This is a genomic window from Nonomuraea sp. NPDC049709, assembly GCF_040674815.1.
GTDB lineage: Bacteria > Actinomycetota > Actinomycetes > Streptosporangiales > Streptosporangiaceae > Nonomuraea.
In genome coordinates this window covers 1-14485 of record NZ_JBFANM010000077.1, presented here as the reverse complement: position 1 = coordinate 14485, position 14485 = coordinate 1, and the positions used below count along the sequence as shown (strand labels likewise).

Below are 14485 nucleotides of genomic sequence, written 5' to 3'. Positions count from 1 at the left end.
CGCGGGCCGGTCTCACTCGTGCGTCCTCGCCAGGCCCTCCCGGGCGAGCACCGGCGGCTGGGACGCGCCGCCACCGCCGGCCGAGGGCCGCAGGACCTGGGCGAGCAGCGTCAGCACCACCACCACGCCGGTGATCAGCGCGAACGCGGCCGGATAGGACAGCCCGCCGGCCACCCATCCCGTGACGGCCGGGGCGATCATCCCCGACAGGTACGTGATCGTCGCCACCCCCGTCACCCCCTCGCCAGGGGTGGCCCCGGCGTTGCCCGCCGCCGCGAACACCAGCGGCACGATCACCGCGACCCCCAGCCCGACCAGGGCGAACCCGGCGATGGCCGGCACGGGTGTGCGGGCCGTCACCACGACGACACCCCCGAGCACCGCGACGGCCCCGCCCGTCCGGACGGCCCTGACCGGACCGAGCAGCCGGATGACCCGGTCCCCGAGCAGGCGGGTGCCTGCCATGCAGAACATGAAGATGGTGTAGCCGGCCGCGGCCATGCCGGGGCCGGCGTCGGTGACCTCCGTGATGTAGACGGCCGACCAGTTGGCGCTGGCGCCCTCGGCGAACGTGGCACAGAACCCGACCACCCCGAGCGGCAGGATCGCCCGCGAGGGCAGGGCGAAGCGCCGGGGCGCGGGCGCGTCAGCGGGTGAGTCGTCGGCGTACATGTGGCGCCCGGCCAGCCCGCCCAGGACGAGCAGCACGGCCGAGACGGTCGCGAGGTGCAGCCTGGCGTCCACGCCCGCCTGCGCGGCCACGGTCCCGATGCCGCCCGCCGCCAGGCTGCCCACCGCCCACATGCCGTGCAGGCCGGACATGATCGAGCGGCCGAGGCGGCGTTCGAGGACGACGGCGTGGGCGTTCATCGTGATGTCGGACATGCCGGCGGCCGCGCCGAACAGCAGGAACGCGGCGAACAACCAGATCGGCGACGGCGAGAGCGCGGGCAGGGCCAGCCCGGCACACCACAGCGCGATCAGCACGCGGGTGGCCGCGCGGCTGCCGAAGCGGTAGGCCACCCGGCCGGCCATCGGCATGCCGATGAAGGCGCCGATCGGGGGGCACAGCAGCGCGAGTCCGAGGAGGCGGGGGTCGAGGGCCAGATGGTCCTGGATCCACGGGATCCGCGTGGACAGGCTGCCCGCCACGGCCCCGTGCACGGCGAAGACAGCCGCTATGGCGCGATGATGGCTCATGTCTCGAAACTATCAGGCAGGCTTCCTGATGAAAAGAGCTTTAGGCAGGCTCCCTGCTTATTATGGGTGGATGAAGACCGCGACCCCCGCCATGGCCCGTGCGATCAACGACCGGCTGGCCCTCGACCTGCTGCTGGAGCGCGGGCCGCTGACCGCGCCCCAGCTCCGCACGCTGACCGGGCTGTCCAGGCCGACCGTGTCCGACCTGATCGAGCGGCTCATGGAGGGCGGGCTCGTCGAGGTCACGGGCGAGTCCGGGGAGGATCGGAGGGGGCCGAACGCGCGCCTGTACGGGGTGGTGGCGGGCCGGGCTCATGTGGCGGGGGTGGACCTGCGGCGCGAGACGGTCAACGTCACGGTCGCCGACATCTCGGGCCGGGTCGTCGGGTCGGCCACCAGGGCGGTCGGCGGGGATCTCGTGGATCTGGTCGAAGGCGTGCTGGCCGAGGCCGCGGGGGAGCGGGTGCTCGACACGGTGGTGATCGGCGCGCCTGGGCTGGTGGCCCCGCGTGACGGCGAGCTCGTGTCGTCCAACGACGTGCCCGGGTGGCGGGCCGGGCTGGTGACCTCGTGGCGCGAGCGGCTCGGCGTGCCGGTGATCCTCGAGAACGAGGTCAACCTGGCGGCCATCGCCGAGCTGCGTACCGGTACGGCGCGGGGCAGCGAGGACTTCGTGCTGCTGTGGGTGGACGACGGGGTCGGGGCGGCGGTCGTGCTCGGCGGGCGGGTGCGGCGCGGGGCCTCGGGCGGCGCCGGGGAGATCGGCTTCCTGGAGGTGGACGGCACCGCGTTCTGCAATCTGGTCTCGGACGTGCGCGGGCTCGGCCTCACCGAGTTCGCCGCCCGCGTGGCCAAGGGGGCCTTCGCCTTCGTCACGCTCCTGGATCCCGGGCTCGTGGTGCTCGGCGGTGAGAGCGGGCGCGCGGGCGGCGACGAGCTGGCCGCCGAGGTGGCCGCGCGGCTGCGGGTGCTGTCACCGGCGCCCACCGAGGTGCGCGCCAGCACGGTGGCGGGCAACGCGGTGCTCCAGGGCGCCGTGCTGACCGCCCTCGACCTGACCCGGGACCGCGTTTTCGGCTGAGGGTGAGAGCGCTCTCATCGGGCCGGGGCCACACCAGAGCGGTACGGGGTCAGGCCAGCGCGGCGATGAGGCCGATCGTCAGCGCCGTACGCTCCGGGATGTGCTCCACCAGCACGTGCTCGTGCCGCGCATGAGCCCCGTCCCCCACCGCCCCCATCCCGTCCAGCACCGGCCGCCCCAGCGCCGACACGAAGTTCCCGTCGCTGGCGCCCCCGACCGCGGCCTCGTTCACCAGCCACCCGAACCCGGCCGCCACCTCCTGCGCCTCCTTGAACAGCCGCTGCGAGGCGGGGTTCGGGGTCATGGGCGGCCGGTTCCACTCGCCGGTCGCGGAGACCGTCACGCGCGGGTCCGAGGCCCGCAGCCCGGCGAACACGTCGTCGATCCGCCCCATCTCCGCCGCGTCGGTCACGCGCACGTCGATGCCGCACGCCGCCCGCCCGGCCGCGACGTTGCGCCCCGTGCCGCCGCTGATCAGGCCGACGTTCACGGTCGTGCCGCGCTCGCGCGAACCCACCCCGGCCAGCGTGGTGACGATCTCGGCCAGGGCGTGGATCGCGCTCGCCCCCGCGTACGGATCCAGCCCCGCGTGCGCCTCCACCCCGGTCACGCTCACGTTGAACAGCCCCACGCCCTTGCGCGCGGTCTTCAGCGCGCCGTCCATGGACGCCTCGAACACCAGCGTCGCCAGCGCGTCCTCGCTGGCCGCCTCGATGTGCTCGCGCGAGGCCGGGCTGCCGAGCTCCTCGTCCCCGTTGAACAGGAACCGCACGCTCGGATGCGGCAGCCCCAGCTCCCGCAGCCCGCGCAGCGCCCAGATCGACTGCACGAGCCCCGCCTTCATGTCGAACACGCCCGGCCCCGTCGCCTTGCCCTCGACCACCGCGAACGGCCAGCCCAGCAGCGTCCCCGTCGGCCAGACGGTGTCGTAGTGGCTGAGCAGGAGCACCGTGCCGGGCGCGGTGCCCCGGTAGGTCAGCTCCAGGACGTCGCCGTGCTGCCCGCCCTCGTGCAGGATCTCGTCGTCCGGCGTACCGAGGTGCCCGACCGCCCTGCCCCGGATCGCCCGTAGCCCCTTGACCAGCATGGCCTTGTCGTAGCTGTGGGTCTCCAGCTCCACCACGGCCCTGAGGTCGTCGAGCATGGCCGGCAGGGCCTGCCGGGCCCAGTCGGTGATCAACACGAGAATCCTTCCACCGGTGTTCAGGGAACGGCCGCTCCGGGGTCGCGCGGCAGCACGAAACCGGGCGGGACGTCCGGCAGCGCACTCACCGGCTCGCCTCCCTCCCGCATTTCGGTCACCCATTACATGCGGTCAGTAAACGATCTGACAAGTGGGAGCCGGCGCCGGGGAAAGGATTCTCGGCCCGTTTTCAAGCGGTGGCCACGGGTTCGCGGAGCGGCAGGCGTACCTCGAACCAGGTCTCGCCGGGCACCGAGCGGACCTTGATCTCGCCCCCGTGCCGGCCGGCCACGATCCGGTAGGAGATGTCGAGCCCGAGGCCCGTGCCCTCGCCCACGCTCTTCGTGGTGAAGAACGGCTCGAAGATCCGGTCCTTGATCGCCTCCGCCACGCCGGGGCCGGTGTCGCCGATCTCGACGATGGCCTCGTCCTCGTCGTGCGCGGTGCGGATGGTCAGCGTGCCCTCCTGCCCCATCGCGTCGAGCGCGTTGTGGATCAGGTTCGTCCATACCTGGTTGAGCTCGCCCGCGTAGCAGGGGATGTCCGGCAGTGTGCGGTCGTAGTCGGTGACCACGGTGATGCCGGGCGGCACCTTGCCGCGGAAGATCGCGACCGTGCTGTCGAGCAGCTCGTGCACGTCCACCTGCTGGAACGGCGCCCGGTCCATCTGTGAATATTGCTTGGCCGAGCGGATCAGCGTGGTGATGCGCTCGGTCGCCTCGGTCACCTCGTTGAGCATCTGCGAGATCTCGATGGCCTCGGCCAGCCAGTGCAGCGCCGCCGGGGTGTGCTCCTCGCCCACCTTGTTACGGATCTTCTGCAGGTAGGCGTTGTTGAAGCGGGCGTTGACCAGCGCGGGGGCCAGCTCCCACGCGTCCTCGACACCGAGCTCCTCCAGCGCCTCGCCGAGCTCGTCCTCGGCGTCGGAGATCTCCAGCGGCGAGCGCTGCTCCTGGTTGCCCAGGTTGCTCGTGCACGCCTCCTGCGCCTCGATCAGCGCGCGCAGCTTCTCCGGCGGGATGCCGTCCTCGGCGAGCTGGGCGAGCTGGATGCGGGAGGTCTTGATCAGCGAGCGCAGCTCGCTCACCGCACGCACGGCCGCCGCGGCCGGGTTGTTCAGCTCGTGCGTGAGCCCGGCCGTGATCGTGCCGAGCGCGGTCAGCCGCTGCCGCCGGTCGATGATCTCCCGCTGCATCCGCCCGCCGGACAGCAGCCCGTCGAGCAGGTGCATCGCCATCGGGAACCACTCGGCCACGATGTAGGCGAACTTCTTGGCCGGCAGCATGAACATCCGCGACGGGGCGGTGGCGCGCAGCGTGTGCTGGTAGGTCTCCGGCGCCCGGTCGCCCAGGTAGGCCGAGGTGGCACCGCCGTAGACGCCGGGCTGCGAGGTGCGGGGCATGGCCACGGTGCCGGCGCTGACCGTCTCGCTGATCATCTGCACCTCGCCCTCGATCAGCACGGCGAAGCACTCGGCCGGCTCGCCCTGGCACACGATGTTCTCGTCCTGGCCGTACGTCTGCACCCGCCCGCTACCGGCCAGCTTGGTGAGCTGCTCGTCCGTGAGCCGCTCGAACAGGAACAACTTGCGCAGCTCGTCTATGTCGATCGTCATCTGGTCGGTCATTGCTTCTCCAAGTAACGGTGCACGAACGCGACGGCCATCGCGCCCTCGCCGACGGCGGAGGCCACCCTCTTGATCGATTCAGCGCGGACGTCGCCCGCCGCCAGCACCCCGGGCACGTTCGTCTCCAGGAAGTACGGCTCGCGCCGCAGCGGCCAGTTGCGCGGCCGCCGCCCGCCCTGCACCAGGTCGGGCCCGGTCAGCACGAACCCGCGCGCGTCCCGCTCGATCGTCTCGCCCAGCCACGAGGTGTACGGCTCCGCCCCGATGAACACGAACAGCCACTGCGCGTCGACCGTGCGCTCCTCGCCCTTCGTGGACAGCGTCAGCCGCTCCAGATGGGTGTCGCCCGCACCGCCCACGACCTGCGTCTGGACGTGCACCTCGATGTTGGGGATCGCGGCGATCTGCTCGATGAGGTAGTGAGACATGGACTTCTCCAAACCATCACTCCTCACCAACAAGTGGACCTTGCTCGCGAATCCCGACAGGTAGACCGCCGCCTGGCCCGCCGAGTTGGCCGCCCCCACGATGAACACCTCGGTGTCCCGGCAGGCGGGCGCCTCGGTCAGGGCCGCGCCGTAGAAGACGCCCCGGCCGACGAACTCGTCCAGCCCCGGCGCCTCCAGCCGCCGGTAGGTCACGCCGGTGGCCAGGATCACCGCGTGCGCCGCGATCTCCCCGCCGTCCTTGAACCCGACCACCCGCGCCTGGCCGCGCGGCTCCAGGCTGATCACCTTGCGCGCGGTCAGCAGCTCCGCACCGAACTTCAGCGCCTGCCTGCGCGCCCGGTCGGCGAGCTGCTGGCCGGAGACGCCGTCGGGGAAGCCCAGGTAGTTCTCGATCCGGGAGCTCTGGCCCGCCTGCCCGCCCGACGAGTACGCCTCGACGAGCACGGTGTTCAGTCCCTCGGAGGCCCCGTAGACGGCCGCGCCCAGCCCGGCCGGCCCGCCGCCCACCACGATCAGGTCGTAGAAGTCGGTGGCCGGGGTCGTGGACAGCCCCACCGCCGTGGCCAGCGTCGCCTGGTCGGGCGACTCCAGCGTGACGCCGTCGGCGGTCACCACCAGCGGCAGGTGGCAGTTCTCGCCCGCCGCCTTCACCAGTTGAGCCCCCTCCGGGTCCTCCGCCAGCAGCCAGTGGTACGGCACGTGGTTGCGGGCCAGGAAGTCGCGCACCTTGTAGGACGGCGCCGACCACCGGTCGCCCACCACCCGCAACTGGGCCCGCTCCACCCGGTCGGTCCGCAACCAGGCGTCCAGCTGCCCGTCGATCACCGGGTAGAACTTCTCCTCCGGCGGATCCCACGGCTTGAGCAGGTAGTGGTCCAGGTCCACCACGTTGATCGCCTGAATCGCGGCGTCGGTGTCGGCATAGGCGGTCAGCAACACCCGGCGCGCGAACGGATACATGTCCATGGCGGCCTCGAGGAACTGCACGCCGTTCATCTGGGGCATGCGGTAGTCGGCCAGGATCGCCGCCACCTCGTCGCCCCGCAACCGCATCTCCTTCACCGCGTCGATGCCGGCTCTGGCCGTCTCCGCGCGTACGATCCGGTATTCCTGCCCATATCGGCGTCTGAGGTCGCGGGCGACCGCCCGCGAGACGCCTGGATCGTCATCCACCGTCACGATGACCGGCTTGTCCATGCCCATCGCCCTTTCCATGGTTCCCCTAACAGGAAGGATGTCATGTACGCCGGTGTGGGTGAGCACGCGCTCATATCATGGGCGGATGGGCACACGCGATCGCATCATCGACGCCGCTGAGCAGGCGATTCACGAGTTCGGCATCGCGGGGGCCACGACGAAACGCATCGCCCACCAGGCAGGGTGCTCGGAGGCGCTGCTCTACAAGCACTTCGCGAGCAAGGAGGCGCTCCTCCTCGCGGTGCTGCTGGAGCGGATGCCCGCGCTCGGCCCCGCGCTGACGCGGTTGCGGCAGAGCGTGGGGCAGGAGGACGTGACCGCCAACTTCAGCACGTTCACGATCATGGCCCTGGAGTTCTACACCAGGGCCGCGGCCATCGGCGGCGGCGTGCTGGGGGACCCCCCGCTCCTGGAGGGGTTCAGGAACATGCTGGCCAAGGCCGGCGCCGGGCCCCACCTGCCGGTCCATGCGCTGGCCGAGATCGTGCGCGAGGAGCAGGGCCGGGGCCGGATCGACGCGGGCATCGACGCGGACGCCGCCGCCTCCCTGCTGATGGGCGCCTGCTTCCACCGGGCCAACCTGTCGCACTACGTGATGTTGCCCGAGGACGACGAGACCTGGGCGGCCACGGTCGTGCGCACCCTCCTCAGGCGATGACGCGGCTCTCCCCGCCGTCCACCAGGATCGAGACCCCGTTCACGAACGAGGCCCGCTCGCTGGCCAGGAACGCCACCACGTCCCCCACCTCCTCGGGCCGCCCGATCCGGCCGACCGGCACCGACTCGCCCCGCTGCAGCAGCGCGTCCTCGCCGCCCGCGGTCTCCCGCAGCCGCTCGGTCTCGATCGGGCCCGGCATCACGTTGTTGACCCGCACACCGTCGCGGCCGGCCTCGCGGGCCAGCGTGCGCACGAGGCCGGCCACGGCCGAGCGGGTGGCGTTGGACAGCACCAGGCCGTCGAGCGCCTCGCGGGCCGACCTGCTGGTGATCGTGACGATCCGGCCCCAGCCGCGCGAGCGCATCTCCGGCAGCACCGCGTGCACCAGGCGCACGGTGCCGAGGAGGTTGCGCTGCACGGCCACGTCCCAGGCGTCGAGGCCGAGCTCGTCGAAGCGGCCGGGCGGTGGCCCGCCCGCGTTGGCCACGAGGATGTCGATCGGGCCGAGCACGTCGCGCGTCTCCTCGGCCACCCGCCGGGCGGCGGCCGGGTCCTCCACGTCGGCCAGCACGGCGTGCACGACCTTGCCGAACTCCTGCAGCTCCACCACCGCGTCCGCGAGCTTCTCCGGGTCGCGGGCGCTGACGCAGACGTCGCAGCCCTCCCGCGCGAGGCTCTTGGCCGCGGCGAGCCCGATGCCCGCGCTGCCTCCGGTGACGAGGGCGACCTTGCCCGAGATGCCGAGATCCATAGGGGCGACTATAGATTGTGGGGGCCGCGGATCTCAGCCTCGGCTCACGTGTGTGAGCTTGTCGGGGTTGAGCACGGCGTAGATCCCGGAGATGCGGCCGTCACGGACGTCGATCAGGACGAGTTGCCGCAGGCCCTCGTCGATCCGCGAGAAGACCGCGGGCGTGCCGTTGACGTCGAGCATCCGCGAATCCGTGACCCGGTAGCGCTCCACCAGGCCCTCCAGGAGCCGCAACACCTTCTCCCGGCCGATGATCGGCCGCAGCGCCGCGCGGACCCGGCCGCCGCCGTCGTTGTAGGACACGACGTCCTCGTGGAGCAGCTCGGTGAGCGCGGCCAGGTCGCCCCTCTGCGCCGCCCGCATGAAGCTCACCAGCAGTTTCGCGTGCTCCTCGGTGGACGGCCGGAACCGGTCGCGCCCCTGGGCCAGCCTGACGGAGGCCCGGTGGTGCATCTGCCTGGCGTTGGCCACGGAGGCGCCGACGATCTCCGCGATCTCGTCGTACGGCAGCTCGAACGCCTCGCGCAGCACGAACACCGCCCGCTCCGGCGGCGAGAGCCGCTCCATCATGTACAGGGTCGCGTACGAGACCGTGTCCCGCAGCTCGGCCGTGTCCAGCGGCCCCGCCTCGGAGGTCATGACCGGCTCGGGCAGCCACGGCCCCGTGTAGGCCTCCCGCTTGACCCGCGCGGAGCGGAGCTGGTCGAGCGCCAGCCGCGAGACCACGGTCACCAGGAACGCCCGCGGCTCCCTGACCGCGCCCCTGTCGGTGCCCTCCCAGCGCAGCCAGGCCTCCTGTACGACGTCCTCCGCGTCCCACATGCTGCCGAGCAGCCGGTAGGCCAGACCGAGCAGCATCGGGCGACATTCCTCGAAGTCCTCCACGACCGGCATCATGCCCGCCCGCCGAAGAACGAGGTGTGCCGGGGGCCGCCAACCGCGGCACCAGCCCGCCCACCCCCATCGCCGCAGCGGCGCCTCCTCGTCGGCCGGCCCCGGCGCCGGGGTAGGACCGCCCCACTGCCCGTACGGTCGCGAGGTGACCGAGCATGGGTAGAAATGTCGCGATAAGCGTGATGAGCTTGGCAAGTGGCGAGAAATCTGATCCTGTCAGGAGGCCCCTTCCACGACTTCGCCGCCACGTCGGCCGCGCTCGCGGAGGCGTTCGCCGAGGTGGGGATCGAGTCGGAGATCACCGAGGACATCGCGGGCGCGCTGAGCGAGCCGTCGGAGGTCCAGCTCATCACGGTCAACGCGCTGCGCTGGCAGATGACCCAGGACCGCTTCGCCGACCTGCGTGACGAGTGGCGCTTCGCCTTACCGGCCGGGGCGCGTACGACTCTCCTCGACCACCTCGACCGGGGTGGCGGGCTGCTGTGCATGCACTCGGCGTCGATCTGCTTCGACGACTGGCAGGGCTGGCCGCGCGTCCTGGGCGGCTGCTGGACCTGGCCCAAGTCCCACCACCCGCCGCTGGGCTGGACGGGGGTGCGGGTGCACGGGACGCATCCGGTGGTGGAGGGCCTGCGGGACTTCGACGTGGTGGACGAGGTCTACAGCGACCTTGACGTGCTGCCCGACGTCGAGCCGCTGGCCTCGTCGAACGGCCAGCCGCTGATCTGGGCGCGGCCGGTGCGGCGCGGGCGGGTGTTCTACGACGCGCTGGGGCACGACACGAGGTCGTACGACAACGAGATCCACCGGACGTTGCTCCAGCGGGCGGCGCTGTGGCTGCTGAAGCGGCCGGTGACGATCAGGGAGTAGCGGACCACTCGCTCCACCTGGTCACCTCGACGACGATCACGGGGCCATCGGGCCGGCGCTCGCGGTATTGCCGGTATTTGGCCGCCAGCAGGTCGAGCGCCGCGTCCCGCCCGTCCTCCAGGACGAAGGCCCGGCCGTCGGCGCGCACCCACCACAACCGCGTCCAGTCGTCCTCGTAGTGGTCGGCCAGCACGCTGACGGCCGGGTTCGCCCGGATGTCGCGCAGCCGGCTGAGGTCGGTGGTCGTCTTGGGCTTGTGATCGACGGCCGTCACCACCGTGTCGCCGTCCAGGGCGAACGTGATGGGCACCACGCGTGGCGTGCCGTCGGGAGCGAGCCTGGCCAGGCGCGCCACCCGCTGCGCGGCGAACCTCGCCCGCGCCGGACCGGTGTGGAAGTCGACCCCCATGCCCGCCATGATCGCACTGCCGGCGTGTCCGGAACCTACAAGACCGGCCCGCGGCGATCCGGGCACGATGACTGCATGAACGTGAACCTTTCCGCAGTCCCCGGCTTCATGGCCGGGCACGCACGCATCCTGGACCGCCGCCGCTACGAGCTGCTCATGGGAGAGGGCGACGCGGCCGGCGCGCTGGCCGCCCTGGACGGCTACCGCAACCCGGACGGCGGCTACGGCTGGGGCCTGGAACCCGACCTGCGCTCCCCCGAGAGCCAGCCCGGTTCGGCGCTGCACGCCTTCGAGGTGTTCGAGGAGATCGCCCCGGTGAACTCGCCGCACGCCGCGGCCCTGTGCGACTGGCTGGACACGGTGACGCTGCCCGACGGCGGGCTGCCGTTCTCGCTGCCGCTCACGGTCCCCACCGCGACCGCGACCTGGTGGGCGGGGGGCGCCGCCGACACCTCGTCCCTGCAGATCACCGCCATCACGGCGGCGGTCGCCCACCGCGTCGCGGTCCACGACCCGGCCGTGGCCGGGCACCCGTGGCTGGAGAAGGCCACGCGCTACTGCCTCGACACGATCGCGGCGCTGAAGGAGATGCCGCACGCGTACGTGCTGTCGTTCGCCGTGCACTTCCTCGACGCCGTGTACGACCGCCACCCCCGCGCCGCCGACCTGCTCAAGCGGCTCGGCGCCTACATCCCCGAGGACGGGCGGGTGCCCGTCGAGGGTGGCACCGAGAACGAGGCGCTGCGGCCCCTCGACATCGCGCCCCACCCCGGGCGGCCGACCCGAGAGCTGTTCGATCCCGAGGTGATCGCGGCCGACCTCGTACGGCTGGCGGGGGAGCAGCAGGACGACGGCGGGTGGACCGTGGACTACGCGCGGTTCTCGCCCGCCGGCTCGCTGGAGTGGCGCGGCGCCGTCACGGTCAAGACGGTCTCGATCCTGCGCGCGAACGGGCTGGTCTAGGACGTGAGGCGGCGGGCCGACTCCGACTCCTGGGCCATCCGGCGCAGCGTGTCGAACGCCCGGCCGTACAGGACGGTGCCGAGCACCAGGGCCTCCACGGCCGCGTCGCGCGGGCCGTCGAACGGGATGGTGCCCATCTCCACCTCGGCGACCAGCTTCCGCGCCAGCTCGGCGTACGGCGCCAGGTCGACCGGCACGCCGAGCTGGCGCATCCGGACCAGGGTCTGGGCCAGCTCGTCGCGGGTGGGCGCGGTGGGGTGGATGTCCCAGCCCAGGTCCGCGATGAAGCCGTCCACCTCGGCGCGGGCGGCCTGCCACTCCTCGCCGGGCTCCGGTTCCACGGCCGGGCTCAGCGCGTAGTGGGCCGTCCCGAGCATCTCGTGCGTCGGCAGCGACTCGTCCTCCACGGCCGCGACGACCTTCTTGATCGAGGCCACGGAGAGCCTGCCCACCTCGAGCATGGCCCGGATCAGGCGGAGCCTGCGCAGGTGCGACTCGTCGTACTCGGCCCTGGTCGCGGCCGTCTGCCGGCCCTGGTGCAGCATGCCCTCGCGCAGGTAGTACTTGATCGTCGGGATGGCCACGCCGGACTTGGCGCTGAGTTCGGAGATGCGCATCGTTAGATAATAGAGCTATCCAGAGCGGGCCAGATGCCGGGCCGCGCTCACGAGCTCCTGCACGTCGGCCTGGCGGTTCCAGAGGAAGACCACCTCAAGGGGCGGCACGTCCTCCTTCACCGGGACGAACACCAGGGTGTCCGGCACCGTGGTGCCCTCATGCACGCACAAAGCGTAGCCCGCGCCCTCCTCCACCATGTTGATGACCAGGTCGTGGGTGGCCGCCGACGGGCCGAGCCGGGGGTGGAGGCGGTGGCGGACGAAGCCCTCCAGGAACCGGCGGGCGCCGGACACGGCGTCGGACTCCGGCATGAGCAGCGGCTCGCCCGCCAGGTCGGACAGCGACACCGCCTCGTGCGCCGCCAGGTGGTGCTCCCGGTGCAGCAGCGCGCGTACCGGGTAGCGGTGGATGAGCATCCGGGCCACGCCCCTGGGCAGGGAGCCGGGCGCGTACCCGAGCCCCGCCTGCAGGGCGCCGTCCGCGATCGAGACGATCTGCTCGGCCGTGCCCATCGGGGCCACCCGCAGGTGGCCGCTGTGGAGCTGGGACAGCAGCCGGGCGACCACGTCGGCCAGGCCGTCGGCCACGCCCAGGCGGGCGGTCTCGGCCGTGCTCCTGGCGGCCGCCACGGCGCGTTCGAAGGCGTCGACGGCCACGGTGGCCTGGGCCAGGAACGCCTCGCCCGCCTCGGTGAGCTGCACGCCGCTCGACGAGCGGCTGAACAGCTCGACGCCGATCTCCTTCTCCAGGGCCCTCAACTGCTCCGACAGCGTGGGCTGAGCGATGTGCAGCGCGGCGGCGGCCCGGCGGAGGCTGCCCGCCCGTGCGATCGCCATGGCGTACCGGACGTAGCGTAAATCCATCGCTCACCTCGGGCTTGATGATGATGGGCTATCGGGAGATCGCACCTCTGTATTACAAGAGGGGACAGCTCCCGTGAAGGTTCTCAGTCACCTGATTCCTGGCGGGACGGCGTAACCCGCTGGTCACGCCGGATTTCCCGGACATCGAGCCGCCTGCGAGCGAGTGGCTTGGGACGGAAGATGCCGCCATTACGGTCTTCCGGAAAGCCCGCGCGGGGGTGGCCGGGTGATTCTGCCGAGCAAGCGCTTGCCTCGTATAGTGAGATCGCGAGAGTGCGGGCGAGCGGAGGAGGCGGCATGCAGCCGTTCGCGGGGCGGGCCGCCCTGGCCGGGATCGGCATGACGGCCCTGAGCAGGGAGTCCGGGCGCTCCGAGCTGGAGCTGGCGGTCGAGGCGGGCCGGGCGGCGTGCGCGGACGCCGGGATCGCCCCGAGCGAGGTGGACTGCGTGCTCAGCTACCACCTGAACGACTCCGCGCCCGTCGCGCAGGTCGCCCGTGCGCTGGGGATCGAACGGCTCGGCTGGCACAACGACATCGCCGGGGGCGGCACGCAGGCGGCGTCGATCCTGGGGGACGCGGCCATGCTCATCCACGCCGGCCTGGCACGAAATATCTTGATTTATCGGGCGCTCAACGGCCGCTCCGGCAAGCGCATGAACACCGTCTCCACCGGCCCGCAGGAACGCTTCACCTACGGCCTCGCCGGGCCCGTCCCGCTGTTCGCCCTGGCCGCCACCCGCTACCTGCACGACACCGGGCTCACGGCCGAGCACCTGCACGCCGTCGTCGCCCAGTCCAGGGACAACGCCAAGGCCAACCCCCGGGCCCTGCGCCGCGAGCCGCTCGCCCTGGCCGACTACCTCGCCAGGCCGTACGTCTGCACCCCGCTCCGCACGGTGGACTGCTGTCAGGAGACCGACGGGGCCTGTGCCCTGCTGGTCAGCGGGGTGATCGACGGGCCACGCGTGCGGGCGGTGGTACGCGGGGGAGGCCCGGGCTGCTCCTCGATGGACCGGGCGCCCGACGTCACGGCGATCTTCTCGGCGTACGTGGCGCCCATGCTGTGGGAGGCGTCCGGGATGCGGGCGTCCGACGTGGACGTGGTGCTGGCGTACGACGCGTACTCGTGGCTGGTGCCCCGGCAGCTGGAGGACTTCGGGCTGGTCGGGCGGGGGGAACTGGGGGCGTACCTGCTGGAGCGCCGGCACGCCTGGGTGAACCCGCACGGCGGCCTGCTGTCCGAGGGCTACGTGCACGGGCTGAACAACGTGGCCCAGGCCGTCCGGGAGCTGCGGGCAGGGCGCGAGGCGGCGCTGGTGACGGGGTTCGGTGGCAGCTACGGGAGCGCGGCCCTGCTCACGCGGTGAGCGGTGGCGGTGGTCAGGTGGCGGGGCGGACGAAGCGCGGGTGGCGTGCCTGCGACTCTCGCGGATCCAGGAACGGGCGCGCCGCCAGCCAGGCCGCCGCGCCCGCCGGGTCGCCCGCCACGGCTGGTGAGGCCCCCTCCAGCAGGCCCTGTACGGCCTCCCGTACGGGGCCCTCCGCCGTGAGCACGCTGCCGGCGAGCACGATCGGCAGCCCCGGCTCGTGCACCTCGGAGACGGTCCGGACCAGGTGCGACGCGGCCTCGGCGACGATGGACACCGCCGTCGGGTCGCCGCCCCGGGCGGCCCGGCTCACCAGCGGCGCCAGCTCGGCCAGCGCCAGCGGCGGCCGCGCGT

14 protein-coding genes and 1 pseudogene are annotated in these 14485 nt (G+C 72.3%); 5 read left to right on the top strand and 10 right to left on the bottom strand.

From position 1 onward, the window contains the following. Positions 1–12: 12 nt before the first annotated feature. On the bottom strand, positions 13–1200 hold the full coding sequence (locus tag AB0J69_RS48895; RefSeq protein WP_364132763.1) for an MFS transporter: 1188 nt from the start codon (positions 1198–1200) through the stop codon (positions 13–15). A 70-nt stretch (positions 1201–1270) separates the two neighbouring features. Between AB0J69_RS48895 and AB0J69_RS48890 the strand changes: the two genes are divergently transcribed. After that, complete coding sequence (locus AB0J69_RS48890) at positions 1271–2281, top strand: ROK family transcriptional regulator (protein WP_364132762.1); 1011 nt, start codon at positions 1271–1273, stop codon at positions 2279–2281. Positions 2282–2330: 49 nt separating this feature from the next. Here AB0J69_RS48890 and AB0J69_RS48885 read toward each other — a convergent pair whose 3' ends face one another. From AB0J69_RS48885 to AB0J69_RS48875, 3 genes are all read right to left on the bottom strand, one after another. After that, positions 2331–3461, bottom strand: a complete 1131-nt coding sequence (locus AB0J69_RS48885) for a M20 family metallopeptidase (protein ID WP_364132761.1) — start codon at positions 3459–3461, stop codon at positions 2331–2333. Between the two features lie 193 nt (positions 3462–3654). After that, on the bottom strand, positions 3655–5091 hold the full coding sequence (locus tag AB0J69_RS48880; RefSeq protein WP_364132759.1) for an ATP-binding protein: 1437 nt from the start codon (positions 5089–5091) through the stop codon (positions 3655–3657). Beyond that, on the bottom strand, positions 5088–6743 hold the full coding sequence (locus tag AB0J69_RS48875; RefSeq protein WP_364132757.1) for an FAD-dependent oxidoreductase: 1656 nt from the start codon (positions 6741–6743) through the stop codon (positions 5088–5090). The genes AB0J69_RS48880 and AB0J69_RS48875 overlap by 4 nt, the downstream gene beginning before the upstream one ends. 79 nt (positions 6744–6822) lie before the next feature. Here AB0J69_RS48875 and AB0J69_RS48870 point away from each other — a divergent pair, with 79 nt between their 5' ends. After that, positions 6823–7395 (top strand): helix-turn-helix domain-containing protein, encoded by a 573-nt coding sequence (locus tag AB0J69_RS48870; RefSeq protein WP_364132756.1) that lies wholly within the window; start codon positions 6823–6825, stop codon positions 7393–7395. On the opposite strand, the gene AB0J69_RS48865 is transcribed toward AB0J69_RS48870, so the two are convergent. Together AB0J69_RS48865 and AB0J69_RS48860 are read right to left on the bottom strand one after the other, a co-directional pair. After that, positions 7385–8146 (bottom strand): SDR family oxidoreductase, encoded by a 762-nt coding sequence (locus AB0J69_RS48865; protein ID WP_364132754.1) that lies wholly within the window; start codon positions 8144–8146, stop codon positions 7385–7387. The genes AB0J69_RS48870 and AB0J69_RS48865 overlap by 11 nt on opposite strands. Before the next feature lie 33 nt (positions 8147–8179). Continuing rightward, complete coding sequence (locus tag AB0J69_RS48860) at positions 8180–9040, bottom strand: RNA polymerase sigma-70 factor (protein WP_364132815.1); 861 nt, start codon at positions 9038–9040, stop codon at positions 8180–8182. Between the two features lie 195 nt (positions 9041–9235). On the opposite strand from AB0J69_RS48860, the gene AB0J69_RS48855 reads away from it, so the two are divergent. Beyond that, entirely contained in the window at positions 9236–9910 is a 675-nt protein-coding gene (locus AB0J69_RS48855) for a ThuA domain-containing protein (RefSeq protein WP_364132752.1), read from the top strand. Here the strand turns inward: AB0J69_RS48855 and AB0J69_RS48850 are convergent. Beyond that, on the bottom strand, positions 9900–10319 hold the full coding sequence (locus AB0J69_RS48850; RefSeq protein WP_364132751.1) for a TIGR03668 family PPOX class F420-dependent oxidoreductase: 420 nt from the start codon (positions 10317–10319) through the stop codon (positions 9900–9902). The genes AB0J69_RS48855 and AB0J69_RS48850 overlap by 11 nt on opposite strands. Positions 10320–10394: 75 nt before the next feature. Here AB0J69_RS48850 and AB0J69_RS48845 point away from each other — a divergent pair, with 75 nt between their 5' ends. Further along, a complete protein-coding gene (locus AB0J69_RS48845; RefSeq protein ID WP_364132750.1) occupies positions 10395–11282 on the top strand; it encodes a hypothetical protein in 888 nt (295 codons plus the stop codon). Here the strand turns inward: AB0J69_RS48845 and AB0J69_RS48840 are convergent. Together AB0J69_RS48840 and AB0J69_RS48835 are read right to left on the bottom strand one after the other, a co-directional pair. Beyond that, the gene (locus tag AB0J69_RS48840; protein ID WP_364132748.1) at positions 11279–11899 is read right to left on the bottom strand and encodes a MerR family transcriptional regulator; all 621 of its coding nucleotides are present in this window, start codon (positions 11897–11899) and stop codon (positions 11279–11281) included. The two genes, AB0J69_RS48845 and AB0J69_RS48840, sit on opposite strands and share 4 nt — an antisense overlap. A 15-nt stretch (positions 11900–11914) precedes the next feature. Continuing rightward, positions 11915–12763 (bottom strand): LysR family transcriptional regulator, encoded by an 849-nt coding sequence (locus tag AB0J69_RS48835; RefSeq protein WP_364132747.1) that lies wholly within the window; start codon positions 12761–12763, stop codon positions 11915–11917. A gap of 297 nt (positions 12764–13060) precedes the next feature. On the opposite strand from AB0J69_RS48835, the gene AB0J69_RS48830 reads away from it, so the two are divergent. After that, the gene (locus tag AB0J69_RS48830; protein WP_364132746.1) at positions 13061–14131 is read left to right on the top strand and encodes an acetyl-CoA acetyltransferase; all 1071 of its coding nucleotides are present in this window, start codon (positions 13061–13063) and stop codon (positions 14129–14131) included. Between the two features lie 13 nt (positions 14132–14144). On the opposite strand, the pseudogene AB0J69_RS48825 reads toward AB0J69_RS48830, so the two are convergent. After that, a pseudogene (locus AB0J69_RS48825) lies at positions 14145–14485 on the bottom strand (ATPase); the annotation flags it as partial.

Coding starts and splice junctions, on each gene's coding strand:
- AB0J69_RS48895 (WP_364132763.1), bottom strand. CDS start 1,200: ATGAGCCATCATCGCGCCATAGCGGCTGTCTTCGCCGTGCACGGGGCC.
- AB0J69_RS48880 (WP_364132759.1), bottom strand. CDS start 5,091: ATGACCGACCAGATGACGATCGACATAGACGAGCTGCGCAAGTTGTTC.
- AB0J69_RS48875 (WP_364132757.1), bottom strand. CDS start 6,743: ATGGGCATGGACAAGCCGGTCATCGTGACGGTGGATGACGATCCAGGC.
- AB0J69_RS48870 (WP_364132756.1), top strand. CDS start 6,823: ATGGGCACACGCGATCGCATCATCGACGCCGCTGAGCAGGCGATTCAC.
- AB0J69_RS48850 (WP_364132751.1), bottom strand. CDS start 10,319: ATGGGGGTCGACTTCCACACCGGTCCGGCGCGGGCGAGGTTCGCCGCG.
- AB0J69_RS48845 (WP_364132750.1), top strand. CDS start 10,395: ATGAACGTGAACCTTTCCGCAGTCCCCGGCTTCATGGCCGGGCACGCA.
- AB0J69_RS48830 (WP_364132746.1), top strand. CDS start 13,061: ATGCAGCCGTTCGCGGGGCGGGCCGCCCTGGCCGGGATCGGCATGACG.
- AB0J69_RS48840 (WP_364132748.1), bottom strand. CDS start 11,899: ATGCGCATCTCCGAACTCAGCGCCAAGTCCGGCGTGGCCATCCCGACG.
- AB0J69_RS48890 (WP_364132762.1), top strand. CDS start 1,271: ATGAAGACCGCGACCCCCGCCATGGCCCGTGCGATCAACGACCGGCTG.
- AB0J69_RS48860 (WP_364132815.1), bottom strand. CDS start 9,040: ATGCCGGTCGTGGAGGACTTCGAGGAATGTCGCCCGATGCTGCTCGGT.
- AB0J69_RS48835 (WP_364132747.1), bottom strand. CDS start 12,763: ATGGATTTACGCTACGTCCGGTACGCCATGGCGATCGCACGGGCGGGC.
- AB0J69_RS48865 (WP_364132754.1), bottom strand. CDS start 8,146: ATGGATCTCGGCATCTCGGGCAAGGTCGCCCTCGTCACCGGAGGCAGC.